The 19,755-nt window shown below is 42.1% G+C and carries 13 protein-coding genes and 2 tRNA genes; 7 read left to right on the top strand and 8 right to left on the bottom strand.

Annotation, left to right across the window (positions count from 1 at the left end):
* Positions 1–8: 8 nt before the first annotated feature.
* The 3 genes from RG47T_RS07460 to RG47T_RS07450 all read left to right on the top strand — a co-directional run bounded on the left by RG47T_RS07460 (position 9) and on the right by RG47T_RS07450 (position 2,858).
* A complete protein-coding gene (locus tag RG47T_RS07460) occupies positions 9–359 on the top strand; it encodes an MmcQ/YjbR family DNA-binding protein (RefSeq protein WP_074488833.1) in 351 nt (116 codons plus the stop codon).
* Between the two features lie 113 nt (positions 360–472).
* Positions 473–1,486, top strand: a complete 1,014-nt coding sequence (locus RG47T_RS07455) for an LLM class flavin-dependent oxidoreductase (protein ID WP_074488832.1) — start codon at positions 473–475, stop codon at positions 1,484–1,486.
* Between the two features lie 787 nt (positions 1,487–2,273).
* Positions 2,274–2,858 carry a GIN domain-containing protein gene (locus tag RG47T_RS07450; RefSeq protein ID WP_074488831.1) on the top strand — a complete coding sequence of 195 codons (585 nt, stop codon included), beginning with the start codon at positions 2,274–2,276 and terminating at the stop codon, positions 2,856–2,858.
* Positions 2,859–2,945: 87 nt separating this feature from the next.
* Here the strand turns inward: RG47T_RS07450 and RG47T_RS07445 are convergent, their stop codons facing one another.
* Both RG47T_RS07445 and RG47T_RS07440 read right to left on the bottom strand, forming a co-directional pair.
* Positions 2,946–4,307 carry an HmuY family protein gene (locus RG47T_RS07445; RefSeq protein ID WP_074488830.1) on the bottom strand — a complete coding sequence of 454 codons (1,362 nt, stop codon included), beginning with the start codon at positions 4,305–4,307 and terminating at the stop codon, positions 2,946–2,948.
* Between the two features lie 41 nt (positions 4,308–4,348).
* Positions 4,349–6,610: a TonB-dependent receptor gene (locus RG47T_RS07440; protein ID WP_074488829.1), complete on the bottom strand. Its 2,262-nt coding sequence runs from the start codon at positions 6,608–6,610 to the stop codon at positions 4,349–4,351.
* A gap of 434 nt (positions 6,611–7,044) precedes the next feature.
* Between RG47T_RS07440 and RG47T_RS07435 the strand changes: the two genes are divergently transcribed.
* From RG47T_RS07435 to RG47T_RS07420, 4 genes are all read left to right on the top strand, one after another.
* Positions 7,045–7,119, top strand: a tRNA-Cys gene (locus RG47T_RS07435).
* Between the two features lie 31 nt (positions 7,120–7,150).
* Entirely contained in the window at positions 7,151–8,062 is a 912-nt protein-coding gene (locus RG47T_RS07430; protein ID WP_083627333.1) for a PIG-L family deacetylase, read from the top strand.
* Between the two features lie 376 nt (positions 8,063–8,438).
* Positions 8,439–9,998 carry a S10 family peptidase gene (locus RG47T_RS07425; protein WP_083627332.1) on the top strand — a complete coding sequence of 520 codons (1,560 nt, stop codon included), beginning with the start codon at positions 8,439–8,441 and terminating at the stop codon, positions 9,996–9,998.
* An 8-nt stretch (positions 9,999–10,006) separates the two neighbouring features.
* Positions 10,007–10,351 (top strand): RNA polymerase sigma factor, encoded by a 345-nt coding sequence (locus RG47T_RS07420; RefSeq protein ID WP_074488828.1) that lies wholly within the window; start codon positions 10,007–10,009, stop codon positions 10,349–10,351.
* On the opposite strand, the gene RG47T_RS07415 is transcribed toward RG47T_RS07420, so the two are convergent.
* From RG47T_RS07415 to RG47T_RS07390, 6 genes are all read right to left on the bottom strand, one after another.
* The gene (locus tag RG47T_RS07415; protein ID WP_074488827.1) at positions 10,348–10,782 is read right to left on the bottom strand and encodes a hypothetical protein; all 435 of its coding nucleotides are present in this window, start codon (positions 10,780–10,782) and stop codon (positions 10,348–10,350) included. The two genes, RG47T_RS07420 and RG47T_RS07415, sit on opposite strands and share 4 nt — an antisense overlap.
* Before the next feature lie 21 nt (positions 10,783–10,803).
* Complete coding sequence (locus RG47T_RS07410) at positions 10,804–11,982, bottom strand: hypothetical protein (protein WP_139235635.1); 1,179 nt, start codon at positions 11,980–11,982, stop codon at positions 10,804–10,806.
* Between the two features lie 23 nt (positions 11,983–12,005).
* Positions 12,006–12,077: transfer RNA gene (locus RG47T_RS07405), tRNA-Cys, on the bottom strand.
* Between the two features lie 53 nt (positions 12,078–12,130).
* The gene (locus RG47T_RS07400) at positions 12,131–14,881 is read right to left on the bottom strand and encodes a M14 family metallopeptidase (RefSeq protein WP_074488825.1); all 2,751 of its coding nucleotides are present in this window, start codon (positions 14,879–14,881) and stop codon (positions 12,131–12,133) included.
* 34 nt (positions 14,882–14,915) lie between these two features.
* Complete coding sequence (locus RG47T_RS07395; RefSeq protein ID WP_074488824.1) at positions 14,916–16,250, bottom strand: RagB/SusD family nutrient uptake outer membrane protein; 1,335 nt, start codon at positions 16,248–16,250, stop codon at positions 14,916–14,918.
* A gap of 11 nt (positions 16,251–16,261) precedes the next feature.
* On the bottom strand, positions 16,262–19,342 hold the full coding sequence (locus RG47T_RS07390) for a SusC/RagA family TonB-linked outer membrane protein (RefSeq protein ID WP_074488823.1): 3,081 nt from the start codon (positions 19,340–19,342) through the stop codon (positions 16,262–16,264).
* Between the last annotated feature and the right edge of the window lie 413 nt (positions 19,343–19,755).

Genomic DNA, 19,755 nt, shown 5'->3' with positions numbered 1-19,755 from the left:
AACCATACATGGACATCGAGCAATTTCGTGAGTTTTGTTTGTCATTTGATCAGGCTACTGAAGGAATGCCTTTTAAGGGATTCTTTAGAAACTCAAAATTCATTTTAGTATTTTATGTACGAACAAGAATGTTTTGCCTTTTTGATATTGAGTCGTTTAATTGTGTCACGATTAGATGTAACAGTGAAGAGATTCAAGAGCTAAAAGAAAAATACATCGCTATCGACAAACCATTCAATCTGAGCCATAGGTCCTGGATCAGTGTGCGATTTAACGCCGATATGCCAGACGAAAGTATAAGGTCAATGGTGGAGGCCTCTTACAATCTGGCAGTGAAATCATTGAGTAAAAAAGAGTAGCAATATTTAAGTGAAAGCTGAAAGTACTCTTTTCGAAGGTAATCCCTTAAAAATCATTAAGTATAATCATAGTATTGTTAGTGGAATCAAACTCAATTTATTTAAGAAACATAATGGAAATAGGAATTGACAGTTTTGCGTCTGCCATGTATGGCAGCACTTCGCTGAGTAGCGTAGATGCAATGGAACAGTTACTGGAAAGAATTAGCGTAGCTGACGAAGCCGGTCTGGACATTTTTGGGATCGGGGAACATCATAAAAAGGAATTTCTGGATTCAGCCCCGGCAGTGATACTTGCGGCTGCCGCAGCTATGACTAAACGCATACGTTTAACCAGTGCAGTTACCGTACTCAGCACTTCCGATCCGGTACGGGTGTATCAGGCTTTCGCTACACTGGACCTCATTTCTAAAGGACGGGCGGAAATTGTAGTTGGGAGAGGCTCGGCTATAGATGCCTATCCATTATTCGGCTTTGACCTCCAGAATTATGATGCCTTATTTAGTGAAAAGCTGGATCTTCTATTGAAGATACGTGATCAGGAATTTGTTACCTGGTCGGGTAAATTCAGGCCCTCCCTTCAGAATCTGCCAGTTTATCCCAGGGCACTACAGTCAAACATTCCCGTTTGGCTTGGTGTTGGTGGCACACCGGAATCATTTGTGAGGGCAGGCAGACTCGGACTGCCATTAATGGTGGCTGTGATTGGCGGCGAAACAGCACGTTTTCGCCCTTTGGTGGATCTTTACCGGAAGGCAGGTAAAGATGCCGGCTTTAGCCCTGAACAGCTTAAAGTAGGTCTTCATTCTCCCGGTTATGTTGCGGCTAACACACAGCAGGCAGTCGAAGAATATTATCCTGGCTACGCTAAGCTTTGGACCAGAGCCGGAAAACAGCGTGGCTGGCCACCTGTGACCAGAGCAGGGTTCAACCAGGCGATTGCCCCTGAAGGTGTGCTGGTTGTAGGTGGCCCGGAAGAGGTTGCTAAAAAATTGATCAGGCATAGTGAAGCATTGGGGGGAGTCGACAGGTTTACTTTTCAAATGGATAACGCAGGTTTAACCCATCAGCAACTCATCAGTTCTATAAAGTTGATTGGCGAAAAAGTAATACCTCTGGTTAAATAATTTCTTTATGTTTCGATATGGAGGTTGACCACTTTCTTTCATTTGATAAACTTCAATTTTTAACGAATTCGTAATAAAAATTTTCAAGCAATTCAAATTTTCGGTTCTAAGATTCCTGCTTAAGGTATCAAAGTTCTATATGATCAAAGAGTTTATTTTTCAAATCTCTGGATTTATATAAACCCTTTAACTTTCAAATCGTGAATAATAGGCTCGATAAGCCTTAGAAACGTCTTTAAGTGTTCAAAGTATTCCCGCTCAGGGGTACAATTTATTACCATTATCTGATTTGATACAATCGCCAAAATATAAAAAATGCCTTACCGATAAGGATAAGGCGTTTTTATTCGACTACCTCACCCAATCATTTCAACACTACTTCAACATGCATAGTTACTTTGTAAAGCTTAAAGGAAACTTCCAATGGGTTAAAAAAACATGATGATATCCCGATTTTACGCCGCCTAAAAATACGCTTACTTATATGAGAAGCTTATCTACACCTGCATTACCCAACAAATAACAGAAACCTAAAAAGTTAAATAGCTGATAATAAGTACAATTACTATCAAAATATCGTTATTCAGCCGCAGCAAATCTTAGTGTAAAAATTACACTAAGATTAAAAAACTAACTTATATAAACCACACCTTTGCACTGCAAAACGGGAAAGGGTTTTATAAGCTTAAAATCTTGTCTGAAAGCAGTAGAAGAACCGACTCCGTTTTGAGGTTGTATTTTAAAAATTATAATACAATTAATAAACATCACAATAAAATATACAAAAATGAAAATCAAAATTTTATCCTTAATCACACTACTTGTTGTGTTAGGATCAGCCCCAAAAACCTTTGCAAGCAATAATGCTACTGTATTAAAAGAAACCATCGCCATTAATAAAATTGAAGTTCGTGGCAATGTGGAACTTTACATATCAGACGCCACTACAGACCAGGTGAAAGTTTACAATAAATATTACTCAGAAAGTGCTTTAGTACAAAGTAAAAACGGTGTGTTACGCATAGCCTCATACACTAATGAAAAACTGATTGTTTGGGTAAGCTCTACAGATCTTCGTTCGGTTTCTGTGTTTGATAATTCTACCGTACAATCATTTGGTAATCTTTCAAAAATTGAATTTAATGTTGACCTGCATGACCATGCAGAAGCTAATCTTAACCTAGATGCATTTGTAGCTAATTTAACCGTAAAAGATAACGCAAAGGCAGTAATGAGCGGATCGGCCCAGGAATTAACCTTAAACCGCGACATTCAATCGGCCGTAAAAAGTTCAGCATTTGCTGTAAACCATTTATACGAACCTAGGCCTTCTCTTGCGGCTACTATTAGCAGCCGTGTTGTAGGCATCTAATATTTAAATAAAAAAATGCATTATAAAAAAGGCATCCATCTGGTTTTTATCAGATGGATGCCTTTTTTATAGGAACTGTAATTCTGCTTATTTCACCAAGGCATATTGAATTACAGGATAACCGCGTGTACCGCCGTCATTTGTAATAAAGCTGATGAATTTAAGTTTGTAAACATTACCCGAAGCATCTTTAATTACGTAGAAACGATCGGTTTTAACACCAATAGTACCCGTTGTAGCACGCCAGTTTGAAGCAATAGTATTACGGCCGGTAAGGAAAGTAGTACCAGTTACATTAGCAGCAGCATAAGCATCGTAGCTTACTGTGCTTGTTAATACTTCGGCAGTAGATACACTACCCAGGTAATTGGTAAATACTAAATCGGCAAAAGCATAAGGTGTAGTACCGGTATAGTAAATGCTATACGTCCACTCCATATCCCAGTGGTCTTTGGTTGGCTCTACACTTACCTGTGCACCTGTATCAAACGATACATAGTTAAAGTTGTATGCACTGTTTTTAGTTATTGTAAGCGTTTTAAATGTGGTTTCATTTAATTTGGCATATTGTAAAGTATAACCACCTGTAGTTCTCAGTACACGTATTTTATACAGATCGGCCAAAGCAGCCGTTGTCCCGGCGCCACCTGCACGGTTAATTACATATACTTTGTTATCAGCATCTGTTGCAGATACCACAGGGATTGCTGTCTTAGTTAAATCGCCGTTAACATCATCAAAAATGCTGAAAGTGCCTTTACCAAAGCCCAATTCCAGATTGGCAAGGGTAACATCAGTTGCCGAAACCTGCGCTAAATCTGTTTTGTTAACAGCAATTACAGAAGCAGCAGTAGTGTTGTTTAAGATAACCCTAAAGTCGTCTCCGGCATAAAAACCTAAATCCCAGCTCGAGCGTAAAACTGATGTTTGCGCATTGGCGCTGAAATCAACAAATACCGAGTTTACTGCCGAAGAACCACCGGTACCGCCATTAAGCGTTATTGTTGACCCGGTTGAGGTAATAGCGGCAAAGCTTAATTTTAACTGATTGGTTGTACCAACTATAACAGGGCTTCCCGCAGTTTTAATAGTAAATGTAACCGACTCATTTCCGTTTAAGAAAACGCCTGTTTTTTTATCTATTCTAAGCGTAGCAGAGCCGCTCCCTGCCGGGATAGTTAGGTTAATGGTACCATTGGTGGCCGCTGCGTTTGTTGTAAATTCGGTACCGTAAGTTACGCCGGTAGTAGTTAAACCGATAGTTACTGGGATAGCCACATCTGTAACCCGGCTTAGGTTAAGCGTAATGCTGGTTGATGTTGTTGTAGATTCGAACCCTAATGTAGCTGCTGAGAAATTAATTAAGTTATCAGGAAGAGGCGGATCACTTTTTTTACAAGCGCCCATTACCAGCACGAAGCCTAACATTAGGTATAGGATTTTTTTCATGATTAAGTTGTTTTTAGTTTATTGTTATCTATTTGTGTTTATTAGTGTTTGCTGAAATGAAAATCGAGGCCCAGGAAATAAGACCTGCCGTAACCCAATGGCACCGGGCCGCCGGTGCTATGTGCACTACCTACATTAAGCGAGGTATTGTTTACATTGGTTACGTTAAACAAGTTTTTTGCACCCGCCGCTATAGTGATTGATTTGGTTATTATTTTATTAAACGTGATATCGGCGGTGCTGAAAGCCGAACGTTTGGCCAGGTTAATAACCGTTGCACCGGTGGTTGTGGTTATAACCTCATAAGTTGGCAGCGTGCCGTTAAATTTGTAGAAAAGGCTGATATCTCCCTTAAGCTTTTTAAAGTGATATAATAATGTACTGCTTACCTCGGGGTACCATACAAAGGCAGCTTGGTTTAAAGTATCGGTTTGCAGCTTGCTATAAGTGCCGATGTAGGCAAAACCAACTCTGGCCTGCAGGTTTTTATAATAAATAGTATTATCAATACTGCCACCTTTGGTTTTAGCTTTATCAATGTTGATATAAGTCATAACAGATGGGTTGGCAGGATCATAGCCTGTGGTTATAAGGTTGGTAAAATCATTGTAAAAGCCGCTTAGCGAAGATTTAAACTTAACCGAACCTGCACCTAACGACTGCCATGTTAACGAGCCGTTATAACTGTTAGAAAATTCGGCTTTTAGGTTAGTATTCCCTCTGATGGAGTGGTTGGCATCAAAGAAATTAAAGTAAAGCTCTCTTAGTGCAGGCGAGCGGAAGCCACGTGCATAAGCCAGGCGCAAATCAAGTGCGTTTGAAAGCGTAAACTTTGTATTGATAGACGGTATGGCAGGAGGCGCATCATAAATAGAGTTTTTAATAAACCTTACCCCCGGCCTGATACTTACGCCCGCCAACGGGTGAATCTCAGACGATACGAAGAAGGCATAATCATTAATAGTTGGTGTGCCGGCTATACGGGCACCGCTGCTGCCGGTAAGGTTAATTTCAAACCCGGGCTGTAAAGAAAATATATCAGAAATACGATACTGTGCAGTCCCCCTAACAAATTTGGTATCAAACAGTGCTTTATCCTGTTCGCCTGCACCCACTGTTAAACGCGTCTCGCCGGTAATTGTATTGTAGGTAGTTGTAAGTGTACGGCGATTATAATTGGTATATGATGCCGCACCGCTAAAACTTAAATTTTTATTAATCAGCCATTCTGTTTGCAATTGGTGCATCCACCTGTATGATATATAATGGGCATCGGTTTCAATACCGTTATTAACGTTGGGTTCCCCATCATTTTTCAAGGTTTCGTTTTCTCCATCGAGCCTGTACCAGATATGAAATTTATTGGTACGATAGCCGGCAATCGCATTGCCCAGCCATTGATCTTTAGGCATCCAGCCGGCAACAGCACCGTCAAAGTTATTGCGCGAAAAATTACCGCCCAGCTCCCAGCCCTTGTGGCTCCAGTTTAAACCCACGTTTTCAAAGTGCGTACCACTACCCCGGAAGGCATCGTACTGCTTTCCGGCTGTTTCTTCCTGCAAACGGGCATGCACATCTAATTGTTCGCCACCGGGAGACTTTTTAGTAATCAGGTTTATTACCCCAGCCAGGGCATCACTACCATAACTTACAGACATAGGCCCTTCTACAATCTCTATATGGTCAATTGAATTAATATCTATTTGGTTAAGACTTTCCCGTGTTTCACCACGATCTAGAAGCGGCACACCATCCAGCAATATCTTTACACGCTGCCCGGTTATCCCCATTAATGATACATCCGATGTTCCTAATGTTAAATCATTAGTAAACCTAAAACCAAGCTGATCGCTCAACACCTCCTGAATTTTAGTGGCATTTCTTAAACGGATCTGGTCATTGGTAATCGTCCTCACCATGTATACCGAGTTTTTGAGCGATTGTGGTGCATACTGGCCTGTTACAACCACATCTTTTAATTGAAAAGAGTTAAGTTCCAATACAATATCTGCTACCCTGGTAGTTTGGTCTTTTAATACTTCAATGCCTAACTCCTTTGTTGTCATACCCAATGCCTTGTATTGAACCCGGTATTTACCTGGAGTAACTTTAAGCACGTAAGTACCATCCGTTTGGGAAGATGCCCCGAAACGGGTATTAAGAATAGAAACTGATATACCTGTAGCAGGCTGCCCGTCTTTCGTTATTATTTTCCCGGTAACTTTTCCATAATTGTTTTGGGCTGAGAGGTTGCTTAGGGTGTTCACAACCAACAAAAACGTAAGTATAATTCTACCTTGCATTTATTTAGACTAATTATTAATAGTGGCGCAAAAGTGAGGTATATTTTACGATCGTGTTAACGCGATACGGATTAATTACAACGCGAGAGGGAATATATTTTAAATGTTACGTTAACACATTTTACTAGAAAAGCCGCCTATTTGTAATTTATGTCCTTGTATTGTATATTTTCCATTAATCGGTAATGCAGCATTGATCCGCTGGCAGGCAATCTTAATTATTACAATACATTTTAGATAAGGCTTGTATTTAAGAAAACATTTACTACATTTGAATGTCTACTAAAATAGTATACATTATTAAACAATGGTTAAAACAAGTTTATCATCTGCTTCTTTTTCCGGCCCCTTTCTCAAAGGTGTTTATTGTTGTTGCTGAGATTTTGTTTTTGCAGGCATCAACTGCAATTAAATAGCTCTTTATATAAAAAAATGGTCAGATGGCCGAGTGGCTTAGGCACAGGTCTGCAAAACCTGATACGGCGGTTCGAATCCGCTTCTGACCTCCAATCAATTATCCGGCTGCAATGATGAGATGATATGAAAAAACAGGCTTTAATTTTAATTACCGGTGTACTGATGATGACCAGCATTTATCAGGTAAGGGCTCAAAATACAACAGCCAGGCCACGTGTGCTGGTTGTGATGGCCCATCCGGATGATGAAAGCACATTTTCTACCTCATTGTATAAAATTACCAAAGAGCAGCACGGAACGGTAGACCTGTTTATTATTACCAACGGCGAAGCCGGTTACAAGTATTCTACCCTGGCCGAAAATTATTATCACCTGGAACTAACCGATGAAAAGATTGGACGTAGTAATCTCCCGCACATCAGAAAACAGGAGATTAAAAATGCCGGACATATTTTAGGGATTAATAAGTACTATTTTTTAGATCAGAAAGACTCGCATTACAGCCTGAACGAGAAAGATCCGCTGGATACCTCGTGGAATGTGACAAAGATTAAACGACAACTAAAAAATGTACTGGCAGACGGGCATTATGATTTCATTTTTTGCATGCTGCCCGAACCTGCCACGCATGGGCAGCACAAAGCCGCTACCCTGCTTGCGTTGAGTGTAGTGCAAAACCTGCCAGAACACGGCAGGCCAATAATTTTGGGTGCAAGGATCAGGAATAAAACAGATACCACCTGCCGGTATACCCAATATGCTAATTATCCAATTTCGAAATCTTTAACAGATACTGCTGTATTTAATGTAGATCGTACAGCGTCCTTCAGTTTTAAACACCGGGTAAATTATAAGGTAATTGTAAACTGGGAAATTGCAGAGCATAAATCGCAGGGTGTAATGCAAATGGCCATGAATGATGGCGACCTGGAAGAATTCTGGTATTTTGCAGTAAATGGGCAAGATGGTTTACCTAAAACTAAAGCGCTGTTTAACGAACTGAAACAGAATCCTTATTTGTCTAAAACATACTGAACCGGGCTGCTTAAACCCGATAATTAAAGATTATTAAAACTGTAGAGATAACGGATATTTTGATACCTTTGAAAGACTACAATATTAGTAGATATTATTAAATGCAACACTCATTATTCATAAACACCGCATCCCGAATGCGAATGCCTTTGTCGGCAAAGGCCATGTGTTGCTGTTGTTGCTAATTATCCCATACAGATTATTTTGCTGATCTGCCCTTTTACCTGCTGAGTGAAGCCGGTTATATCCATTTCTATTTTTCTATCATTTTTCACACCGTCATGGTAAGTATATATAAAAATTTGGCTTTCAGGTTAGCAATAACCTTTAAACAATACTATTCTTTTCGTGATCACAACCTCACTAATTGATCGTCATGAAAAAGAATATCATATTAGTTGTTTTAGTTAATGCTGCTACCCTCCTGTTTAGTTCATGGAATAAGTTATCAGAGCTGTACACACAATCTGCATTAAAATTTAAAGCCACCACTATTAATAGCCGTGAAATTACAGGTAACCAATTATCAGTTACCCATCACCAGTTAAATGTAAACGGGCTGCATATAAATTACACAGCTACGGCTGGTTACATGCCCATTACCAATAAAGACAATAAACCCATTGCTAAGATTTTTTATGTAGCCTATCAGGGTTCTTCAGTATCTAACGCCGCTAAACGCCCGGTTACATTTGTTTTTAATGGAGGCCCTGGTTCGGCCTCTATCTGGTTACACATGGGTTCATTTGGGCCGGTAAGGGTTAAATTTAAAAACGATAAAGGCGATGCACCTGCAGCACCCTACCAATATGAAGCTAACCCTTATACCTGGCTGGGCTTTACAGATCTGGTATTTATAGACCCTGTTTCTACAGGTTACAGCCGGGCTGAAGATGGTATTGACCCTAATATCTTTCATGGTTACCAGGAAGACATCAGTTCTGTCGGCGAATTTATTCGGCTGTATATTGCCAAAAACAACCGCTGGGATAGCCCTAAATATATTGCAGGCGAAAGTTATGGTACCGTACGTGCAGTTGGGCTTGCCGGGTATTTGCAAAGCCATGATAATATTTATCTCAACGGTATTACCTTAATATCATCGGCACTTAATTACCAGCTGCTTAAGTTTAACCGTGGCAATCAGATGCCTTATATTTATTATCTGCCATCTTACGCCGTAACTGCGCAATATCACCATAGGTTATCGCCCCAATTACAAAACCTGCCACCCGAAGAACTGGTTAAACGCACCACCACTTTTGCCAAAAGAACCTATGCTTACTTTTTGGCCGAAGGCGATGCCGCTTCGCCGGCACTTACGCAAAGTGTAATTGATTCTCTGCATTATTTCACAGGTTTACCAAGAGATTATTTGATCAGCGTTAATGGAAAGGTATCTGACAGGCAGTTCTTTAAAAAGCTATTAGGAACAACAGATAAAGTGATAGGTTGCTTCGATGGGCGCTTTGCAGGTAATAACTTAGACGATGTCGACCAAAATTCTTACTACGACCCCAGCGAGGCTAACCTGAGCGGGCTGTTTGTCTCTGCTTTTAACAGCTATATCATCAAAGAACTAAAGTATCAGAATGATTTGCCCTACCAGGCAACCGCAGATTTAGCCTCATGGAACAATAAACCGGTTACTAACAATGGGTTTCTGGATGTTTCAGAATCATTAAAAACATCGATGACTAAAAACCCTCATTTAAAAATAAACATGGTTTGCGGTTATTATGACCTATCTACCCCGGTAGCCAGTACGGCTTACGTAATAGATCATTTAGGCCTGAAACCCGATCTGCGTAAAAATATCAGCATGAATTACTATGCAGCAGGCCACCTGGTTTACATCAGCAAAGAGGCAGATAATAAGCTAAAGAATGATGGTGAAAGGTTTTATCAGCAATCATCAAATAATAAAATAAATTAACATACCAGATGCCAAACAATTGCAAAGGAGACCAGCACCTTGTTGATGCGTTATATAACGGACATGAAACTGCTATTACCGAAATTTATTACTGCTATGGAAAAAAGCTTTTAGGTATTGCCTACAGCCATCTGCAAGATAAGGCAAAAGCAGAAAAAATTGTACTGAACATATTAACCGAACTCTGGGATAAAAGAGCGATTCTGAAAATTAACTCGCTTACAGATTACCTAGACACGGCCGTTAAACATGCTGTTTTACAGGCTATACACCGCCAAAAACACGCAGAAAAAATTACTGAAGAGCTACTACAAACCCCAAAAGAGGCATTAAATACTTGCTGCCAGTATTAGTTTAAAGTGACAGCCTCTACCGGCACATCCCAATGGGCTAATAATAACTCAAAACGATATTGCTCGGCCTTTTGGTAAGCATCCTGATCCGGGAATAATTGCTTTTTGTAAGGATCAACAATACTATAATCAAAAGCCAAGTGCTCATTTTTAAATACCAGTATAATTTTAAAGTCCCAGCGGCTATCCTCGCTGCTGTGTATAATGGGCGTTTCGGCTTTAATACTAAGTACATCCCCCTTCTCCAATAGTTTTTTTAACAATGGATAATGGTTCTTTTTCCAAAGGGCAATAAACTCATCTGCATGACCCCACTTCACCTTATAATAATTTTCAATGGTAAAGCCGGGTGCCGGCACTGTTTGGGCAATGGCTGAAAAGCTGGTTATTGAAGCTATAATAACCAGGATAACAATCTTAACTTTTTTCATATCGTTAATATAAGGTTTTGCTTATTGAGTCGATGTAACGGCACTTAAATTCTTATAAACAAACAATGGGGCATGGTCATCTGCCGAGACCTTATTTGTTAATATACTTTGCCCGGTAGCACCCGGGTTATTACCGCTGCCCAAGGGCCATTTAGCTTTAGTGTTGCTAATATAGATACCGGCTATGGTGGCTGCGCTGATGGCAAAATCTGTGCAATTGTTGGTGCTAAGCTGATAATCTGTTTCGCTAAACCGGCTCACTAATTTTAAAACCCTTTTAAACTTGTGGCGCGATATAAACTTCCCAACCACCTCATCCCAATTATGCCCGCCATCATCTTTAAACACAGCACTTGTAGTTGGAGCAAGCGGCGTAGCCGACAGGATATTATCTTTCTTAGGATAAAAACCGAAAGACCGTGTTACACTGGTAGAATCGTCGTTATACTTAATAAGCGTTATAAAGGTATGCCCGGTATTGCTCCAATGAAAAACCTTGCGCCTACCCGGAACTGGCTGTTTAACATGGAATAGCAGCGCGTAAGCAAAAGCCGTTTTACCATCATTAAATGCCTCAGCAATTTTTTGGCTGCCTATCCCTTCAGATCGCCTTTCATTAGCGTGGTTTTCCAGCCATTGCGCTTTATCACTAAAAACGGTATCATCTTTTAAATTGAGGTTAAGGGCCCGGTTATCTGCCAATAAACTGTCCGTAGTTGTTTTATCTGCTAAAGTATCCGGCTGCGAATGATTTACACTCACCACATTTTGTGAAACAACCGGTAATGTTTTCAAATAACATTTCATGGCCAGGGGATATAGTTTTAACCGTACAAAAAGATCGGCCATGCGCATATATACACGTTTATCAGTTGCGCCCTGGTTGGCAAGGTCTTTAATTCTGATATGTTTTAAAACCCGGCTAAACTGCCGGTTAACCCTGGTTTCGGCCAGGCCATTTGTCTCTTCCAGCAACTCATCAATATGATTAGCAATTGAGGTAGCAGATATACCCGCAGGCTCACCCACACTATCGGGTTTGTTAACAATCAACGGATGAGTTAATTGCTGATCTGGCTTTATAACGTGATGTGCAATTACATAAACCGCGTGCGCGTTAACAGCCTGCGCCTTAATAACAACCGGCACTAACAGAATAGCTGCAAATTGCAGCACGATATATTTATTCGCTATTCCCACTATACAATCCTGAATATTTTTAGAGGTGTGGGGACGGATTTGAACCGCCGTACAGAGTTTTGCAAACCCCCGCCTAACCACTCGGCCACCCCACCTGGTTAATAACACTCGGGCCCATAACCTACATTTACAGGCCCGAGTGTAGCTTTTATTGCTCTTCTTGTTGTCCTCCGGCTCTTCCGCCTGCCAGGTTAGCAAAGAACAACGAGTTAATGAATAACCTACTTGTTCCAAGCCAGTAGCCACGGTAAGTAGGGTCATCGGCAAATAAAACAATCTTACCCCTGCCGCTCGACGACAAAATGATGGCTGCAGAATTTGCTATACTATTTAAACTTTCGCGCGGCGCATAACCATTTACAAACGGCTTGGCATTGTATTGCGCTACTGTTGTGTAACGGTTAGCACTTGGTTGTAAAATTGTTGCGCCATTCTTGTTGATAAATAACTTTCTGGTGGTAATACCAAAGGCAAGTGGATTGGTGATATCCAGATCAGCCTGAAATATAGCCCCATTTACACGCTTTGCGCCTTCAACTTCTTCCTGGCGGGCAAAATCCAATCGCCCGCCTGCTTCAGAACGTCTGCGTCCTGCGCTTGGCGCTTGATGTAGGCTATCTGCTGACGCCGTTTTTGTTGTTGGTGCTCCCGCCCTTCTACTACCCAATTGAGCCTGTTGCTCTGCAGGGGCAGCATTGTTTGCTACGGCATTAACCGTTTGTGGTTGTACGTTGCCATCGCGGCCCCCAAAGGTTGCAGGTACAACTTTTTCATTTGCAATGCCATGTTCAATTGCCCAGGCACTTGCGGTTTGAAAAGTGATTAGCGTACCACCATTACTTACCCAGTCTTTAATCTTATCCACTGTTGCTTTATCCCATGCGTTGTAAGCGCCACCCGGCAAAACAAGCACGGTGTAGCGGCTCAGATCGGCACGTTGAAAACTGGCCGGATCAATTTTGGCAACGGGTAAATCGAGCTGCTGATTTAACAGGAACCAAACCTGCCCGGCTTCCGATGCGGTAACGCCCTGCCCAAAAGCAAGGGCTACTTCTGGTTTCTTAATAGCCCTGATGTTGCTGCTGCCCAAATCAATCCCTTCAAGGCTGTAGCCGGTGCTAACCGCCGTAAAGTTTAGATGTGTGTCTGTGGCAACTTCCTGAAGCGCCTTGTACAGCGAATCGGGCGAAACGGTTTGTCCAACTACAGGTATTACCAGTGAACCACTGCCAAAGCTTCGCTTACCCAAGCCGGTACCGGCCGTAAAAGATTTAAAGGCAGCCCTAACCAATATTTGTTTGGTTAATAAATGATACAATGCCCGGCTGGCATTATAATCACTATAGTTGAGCAAATAAGCTAAATTAGATTTGCCACCTTCTACAGTACCCTGAGGTAAATCTATCGAAGTTACTAACGCGCCCTTAACCGCCGGCGCTGCTAGCCTGGCATATTTTAAGCCGTAAGCGTGGATGATACTCCAACCGGTGTTATCATAATAAATGCTATCAGTAAGCGCGTTTTCTTCAAATATCGAATGTACGATGAGGTAATTAGGCTGATCTGATGGTACAACATAAGCTTTACCTTTTTGAAACGCTTTCCCGTCCTGACTAACGTTATCAGCAAGCTGGTAAACTTTGATACGGTGCTGTAACAACAAGCCTAAAAATTTCTGCGTTAGGTTTACATCTTTTGCGTCGCCAAAAACATAAGCCTTGGTCGCACTTTTCTGCCCCTGATCAAGCGCGTATTTGAAAAAGTCTTTCTGGGTTTTAAATAACCCTGCTTTCTCTGCCACCGACGCACGGATTGTTGAGAAACTTGTAGTGAGGTGATTGCGGATAGAAAAAGCAAAAGTAAGCGGGATGCCATTGGTTGACTCCTGAACAATACCGCGCGAACTGGCCTGCTCATAAGTAGCTGCCACCGCGCCATAAAACTTAGGATAAGTTGAGCCGTAAATTGGCGACAAGTTATCATATCCTTCTTTGGTAAAATACAACGACCCTATATCGTCCAGCGCCTGGGCATTGTATTTTGCCAGTACGATACCTTCATCATACAAAAACTGTGGGATGATAGGGCTATAATGGCTTTTAGGTGTTGGCTCAAAATAATAAGTAGCGCTGGTGCCCTGCTCGTGAAAATCAATCTGCACGTTTGGATACCATTGATGGAAAAACGCTACCCGGTTACGGCTTTCTACCTGTACAAGATTCAACCAATCGCGGTTAAGGTCGGTATAGTAATGGTTGGTGCGCCCCATTGGCCAGCCTTCCTGGTGTTCTTTATCAATAGGATCGGCAACAGGTGGGTTAGAATGGAATGCGTTGTGCCAGTTAGCTGCCCGGTCACGTCCATCAGGGTTTAGTGAAGGATCGATAAAGATCACCGACTCCTGCAACCACTTTAAAGTTTCGGGATCATTACTTGCGGCGAGGTAATAACCAACCAGCAGGCTCACTTCGGTACTCGATGTTTCGTTACCATGCACACCATAACCAAGATCTATAATAACCGGGGCACTGCTACCGATCACCGGTTTGGCAGGGTCTATTTGATTGAGGTGCTCCTGGCGGATCTGATCCAGCCTGCCAAAGTTTTCGGGCGAAGTTATGGTTGCAATAATTTGCTCCCGGTTTTCGTACGTGTGGCCAATGCTCTGTACGTGAATACGGTTGCTAACACGTGCCAGTTCGCGAAAATAGGCCACCACCTGATCGTGCCGGGTGTAGAATGAGCCAATTGGATAACCCAGAAACTGCTCGGGCGTAGGGATCTTGCTATCAAGCACCTGCGCCTTGGGGAAATAATAGTTGTTTTGTGCCGATGTGATATGCACGGTAAATAACAACAGCCCAAAGAGCAAGCTGGTTATTTTGTAGGTTGTTTTCATATTCGATATAGAGTTTTAATAGTACTATGCTCAATTAATAACCTGGGTTCTGCGTTACATCCGGGTCTGACAGGATATCTGAATACGGGATCGGGAATAGCCAGTAATTTTTGTTTGTAAGGCCCAAAACTGCACCTGCACGGCCGGTACGTACCAGGTCAAACCAGCGGTGCGCCTCGAACGGGAACTCCACACTATTTTCATCTTCTATAGCCTGTATAACATCAGCTTGTGTTGTAGCTGTAGTTGCAGCTACACCTGCACGGGCACGAATAATGTTCAGATCGGCAATTGCACCGGCCAGGTTATTTTGCTGCGCACGCGCTTCGGCACGGATCAAATACAGCTCCGCAATCCGGATCAGGTATGATGGATCAACACTGGATGAGGTTGTATTATACAAAACTCCATAAACACCTGTGCCCGTACCGCCTATCAATGTTTTGCGGGTACCGCCAATAGCAGGGTTATTTAGCTTGGCAACCAAAGCATCTGATGGTTTTAGGGTATACTGCCCACCCGCTGAGCTTGGGTACCATAAATTCCAGTAGCTGTTTTTATCGTTGGTAGAATAGGTGAGCTCAAAAACAGATTCGGTACTTAAAAAAGGTGCGGTAAAAAAGGTATTGTAAGGCTTAACCAAGGCATATTTGGTATTGCCAATTACCTGTGTAGCATAGTTTTCCGCATCGCTCCATTGCTGGCGGTATAAATGCAGGCGTGCACGTAAGGCACGAGCTACACTTTTTTGCGCACGGTTGCGGGTGCTGCCATCCTCTGGTAATAATGGCTCGGCCTTTACCAGATCAGCCAATACCTGGTCATAAGTCTGATCGAGGGTACTGCGCTTAACTCCTTTTAATGAACTTAAATTAGTGGTGGGTGTCAGCTGTAATTGTACACCACCCCAGCCACGGCCCAAATCAAAATAAGCTAAAGCGCGGATAAAGTAAGCTTCGCCCAAAATCTTATTTTTTTCATCGGCAGTCAACAACGGGTCGCTTACAGCAGGCACAGCGGTAATAACACTATTAGCCGAGTTAATTGCTTTATAGATATTCTGATAAGCCGCAACGGTAATAACGTTATCAACCGGTACCGCATTCTGATCCAGCTGCAGGTATTCATTTAAGGTACCATTAAAAATTACGTTATCAGCAGGCATCACACCCAATGTTGGATAGTTGGATGCATAATAATTTTGCACCCGGTCATACGCGCCTATAATTGCTGCGCGGGCTGTACCGGCATCCGTAATGGCATCTTCGGTAGCGATAAGGTTGTTGGGCTTTTCGTCCAGATATTTTTTGCACGATGTTGCACTAAGTGAAAGGGCAACCAGTAAACTGTAGATATATATTCGTTTCATGTTATTGCAGATTAAAAGGTTACGTTAGCGCCAACTTGTATGGTACGCGGTTGTGGCACGGTAGCCCAGTCGTATCCGGCGGTGTTTTGATTATTACTTTGTGAGCTTATTTCCGGGTCGAGGCCATCATAATGGGTAAATGTTAACAGGTTGGTAGCCTGCAAATAGATCCTCGCTTTGCTTAAGCCAATTTTGTTAACGGCATTTACCGGCAGGTTATAACCCAGCGATAATGTTTTAAGCCTGATAAATGAGCCATCCTGTAAATAGCGCGAACTTAAGTTGGCCACGTTACCACCATAATTATTGGCCGCACCGTCATTTTGAGTTGGGTTACCGCTATAAGTGGTCATCCTTGGGATGTCGGTAATTTGGCCGGGCGTGGTCCAGCGGTCTAACTGCCTTGGTACAAAACCGATATTAGCCTGTGTACCGCCGTGCACCATAAAGAAATCATTCATATTCATGATCTTATTACCCTGCTGGAAATAGAAGAAGAAATTAAGATCAAATCTCTTGTATGATAAATTATTGGTAAAACCACCGGTAAACTTAGGCAACGCATTACCCACAATCTGCCTGTCGGTCGATGTGATTTTGCCATCACCATTTACATCCTGATAAATGGCATTACCCGTTTGCGGGTCAACAGATAACTGCTTGTATAATTGAAATGAGTTTACCGCGTAACCTTGTCTCAGGATAGAGATATTACGGCCCGATGCACCCTGAGCAATGTCAGAAGCCAGTTTTTCGATCTTGTTTTTATTGAAGGAGATGTTAAAGTCGGTTGTCCATTTAAAATCCTTTGCATCAATATTTGTCGAACGCAGATCTATCTCTATCCCTTTGTTGCGTACCGCACCGTAGTTTTGTAAATAACTGGCAAAGCCCGAGCGGTAAGGTACCGGTACATTAAGCAGCAGGTTATAAGTGTACTTGTTATAATAATCGATACTTACATTCAGCCTGTTTTTTAGGATGGCAAACTCAGTTCCGAAATCTATCTGGCGGGTAGTTTCCCAGGTCAGGTCGGGGTTGGCCAACTGCGACGGCGCCGTACCCGGTTGTGCCAGGTAATTAACACCGGATGATGACCATAAACCTAAAGCAGCATAGGGGCCGATACCGTTTTGGTTACCGGATAAACCAATGCTTCCCCTGAATTTCAGATCATCAAAAAAGTTCAATTTCTTGATAAAATCTTCCTGCCCGGCACGCCATGCCAAACCACCCGACGGGAAATAGCCCCATTGTTTATTCTTACCAAATTTCGAAGATCCATCGGCACGGATACTTCCATCAATGGTGTATTTATTATCGTAGGTATAACTACCCTTACCGAAAAATGATAACAGTTTGGCTGTATTGCTATACGATGAGCCTGTTGTGGTTGCTGCTGCACTGATGGCAGTAAGGCTATTGCCTGCAAACCCAACACCGGTAGCCGTTGTACCCTGCCCAATAACCGTATTGATGGTATTACCGATGAGGGCATTAATACTGTGTTTATTACCTGTACCAAATGATTTAATATAGGTTAAAACCTGCTCATTGGTATAAACCGTATTCTTGGTTTCGTAAGAAGCCGCCGATCCGTTAGTGGCAATACCTGCACTAATGAGCGTGTTGGCGTAATCGTTTTCGTATTCGTCATTATAGTCTACACTCCAGCTGCTTCTTAATTTTAAGCCGGGCAAAAAAGTGTACTCGCCAAACAGGTTGCTGATGGTGCGCCATGCCGAAGCATAATTGTTCAGGTTATTGATCAGCGCCAGGTGGTTATCAAAGCTGCCATAGCGGGCATAAGAGCCATCTGTATTAAAAACCGGCAGATACGACCGCGGGAACAAGGCCGAGTTAATTACCCCTTGCGGGTTATTATCGCTACCGCTCAGATGGCGTTGCGACCGGGTAATGTTAATGCTGGTACCAATTTTTAGTTTGGTGGTAACGTAGTTATCGTAATTAAGCCTGGCTGTGTAACGGGTATAATCGGATGGTTTTACGATAGACTCTTGATTAAGATACCCCAGGGCAATATAATAGTCGCTGCTTTCAGTACCCCCTTGTGCAGATGCATCATAATCCTGGGTACGGGCTGTGCGGAACAGGTCATCCGTACGATCATATGTTGGTTGGCCTGCCGGATTGGCTATTAAACCGGTTATGGTTGATGGGTCTACGCCGTTATCTTTAGCCGTATTGATCTTAGCTTCATTTGCTAATAAAGCAGTTTGCGGGCCATCTGTTACCTTGAACTTCTTAATCGCGCTGGACCATCCCTGGTAAGTGTTTAAGTTAATATGCCCCTGGCTATTTCGTTTACCGCGTTTGGTAGTAACAATAATTACCCCATTAGCACCCAATGAACCATAAATTGCGGTTGCGTTAGCATCTTTAAGAATCTGGATATTCTCGATATCATTCGGGTTAAGATCGGCCAGCGGGTTCGATGCCGCCTGGTTACCCAAACCCGTTTGCACCGGGTCTAAGTTGCTTACAAATACACCATCAATAATATAAAGCGGATCGACAGAGGCATTAATGGAGTTATTACCCCGCACCCTAAAAGTGACACCGCCGCCCGGTACACCGCTGTTTGACAGTACTTGTACCCCTGTGGCTTTACCCTGTAACAACTGGTTAAAACTTGCAGACGGGTTATTTTCAAGATCCTTGCCGCTAACACTGGCAATAGAGCCGGTAATATACTTACGCTCTTGTGTACTGTAACCGGTAACAATTACATCATTTAACTGGCTGATATTTTCTTTCAGCAAAATTTCTACCGGGCTTCCGTTTGCGGTTACTTCCTGCTTAAGGTAGCCCACAAAACTTACCACCAATGTATATGGAAAAGTTTGGCCGGTTACAAAGGAAAACTTACCATCCACATCGGCCGATACCGCGTGGGTGGTTCCTTTAATAGTTATTACAGCGCCGGGCAATGGCTGCCTGGTTGTGGCATCGAGTACAATGCCCGCCAATTTAGAATGGATGGTTGGCTTATTATCTGTTTGTGCATAAGCTATTTGCACCATTAAAAGGCACAAAAGCAAATGCACACTTCTTTTGTAGAAATGTTTCATCACTATGTTTGAGATTAAAAAATGGAATGGCCCTTTAGCCACGCAATGCGGCCATTAAATAAGGATCACGAAAATTAAAGCAGAAAAAATACTGTTATCCGGGGGGTGATAATCAGTTTAACAGCAACAACACATGCAGGTAAAAGAAGAAGATACTGGAGAGCCTGAGAAAGTTTGAACAGCAATTGCTGAAAAGACGGAGAATGCCTTTTCTTGATAATTACTTTGTTGTAAAGAATGTTTCATGAGATAATTATATAAAGTCTATAGATTAAGTAGACAAATAAAGTAATTATATTATCCCTCTCAAAATTTTATTTCAAAAAAGACGTTAAAGGCACCATTGTATCCTGTTTTTTACATTGCGTAAACAACTCCATGCTATTGTAAAATCCTTAGTACTTAATTGATCC

The sequence above is a fragment of the Mucilaginibacter polytrichastri genome (assembly GCF_001911425.1).
GTDB lineage: Bacteria > Bacteroidota > Bacteroidia > Sphingobacteriales > Sphingobacteriaceae > Mucilaginibacter > Mucilaginibacter polytrichastri.
This window is presented reverse-complemented; position numbering and strand designations above follow the sequence as displayed.

Coding starts and splice junctions, on each gene's coding strand:
- RG47T_RS07460 (WP_074488833.1), top strand. CDS start 9: ATGGACATCGAGCAATTTCGTGAGTTTTGTTTGTCATTTGATCAGGCT.
- RG47T_RS07455 (WP_074488832.1), top strand. CDS start 473: ATGGAAATAGGAATTGACAGTTTTGCGTCTGCCATGTATGGCAGCACT.
- RG47T_RS07450 (WP_074488831.1), top strand. CDS start 2,274: ATGAAAATCAAAATTTTATCCTTAATCACACTACTTGTTGTGTTAGGA.
- RG47T_RS07445 (WP_074488830.1), bottom strand. CDS start 4,307: ATGAAAAAAATCCTATACCTAATGTTAGGCTTCGTGCTGGTAATGGGC.
- RG47T_RS07440 (WP_074488829.1), bottom strand. CDS start 6,610: ATGCAAGGTAGAATTATACTTACGTTTTTGTTGGTTGTGAACACCCTA.
- RG47T_RS07430 (WP_083627333.1), top strand. CDS start 7,151: ATGAAAAAACAGGCTTTAATTTTAATTACCGGTGTACTGATGATGACC.
- RG47T_RS07425 (WP_083627332.1), top strand. CDS start 8,439: ATGAAAAAGAATATCATATTAGTTGTTTTAGTTAATGCTGCTACCCTC.
- RG47T_RS07420 (WP_074488828.1), top strand. CDS start 10,007: ATGCCAAACAATTGCAAAGGAGACCAGCACCTTGTTGATGCGTTATAT.
- RG47T_RS07415 (WP_074488827.1), bottom strand. CDS start 10,782: ATGAAAAAAGTTAAGATTGTTATCCTGGTTATTATAGCTTCAATAACC.
- RG47T_RS07400 (WP_074488825.1), bottom strand. CDS start 14,881: ATGAAAACAACCTACAAAATAACCAGCTTGCTCTTTGGGCTGTTGTTA.
- RG47T_RS07395 (WP_074488824.1), bottom strand. CDS start 16,250: ATGAAACGAATATATATCTACAGTTTACTGGTTGCCCTTTCACTTAGT.
- RG47T_RS07390 (WP_074488823.1), bottom strand. CDS start 19,342: ATGAAACATTTCTACAAAAGAAGTGTGCATTTGCTTTTGTGCCTTTTA.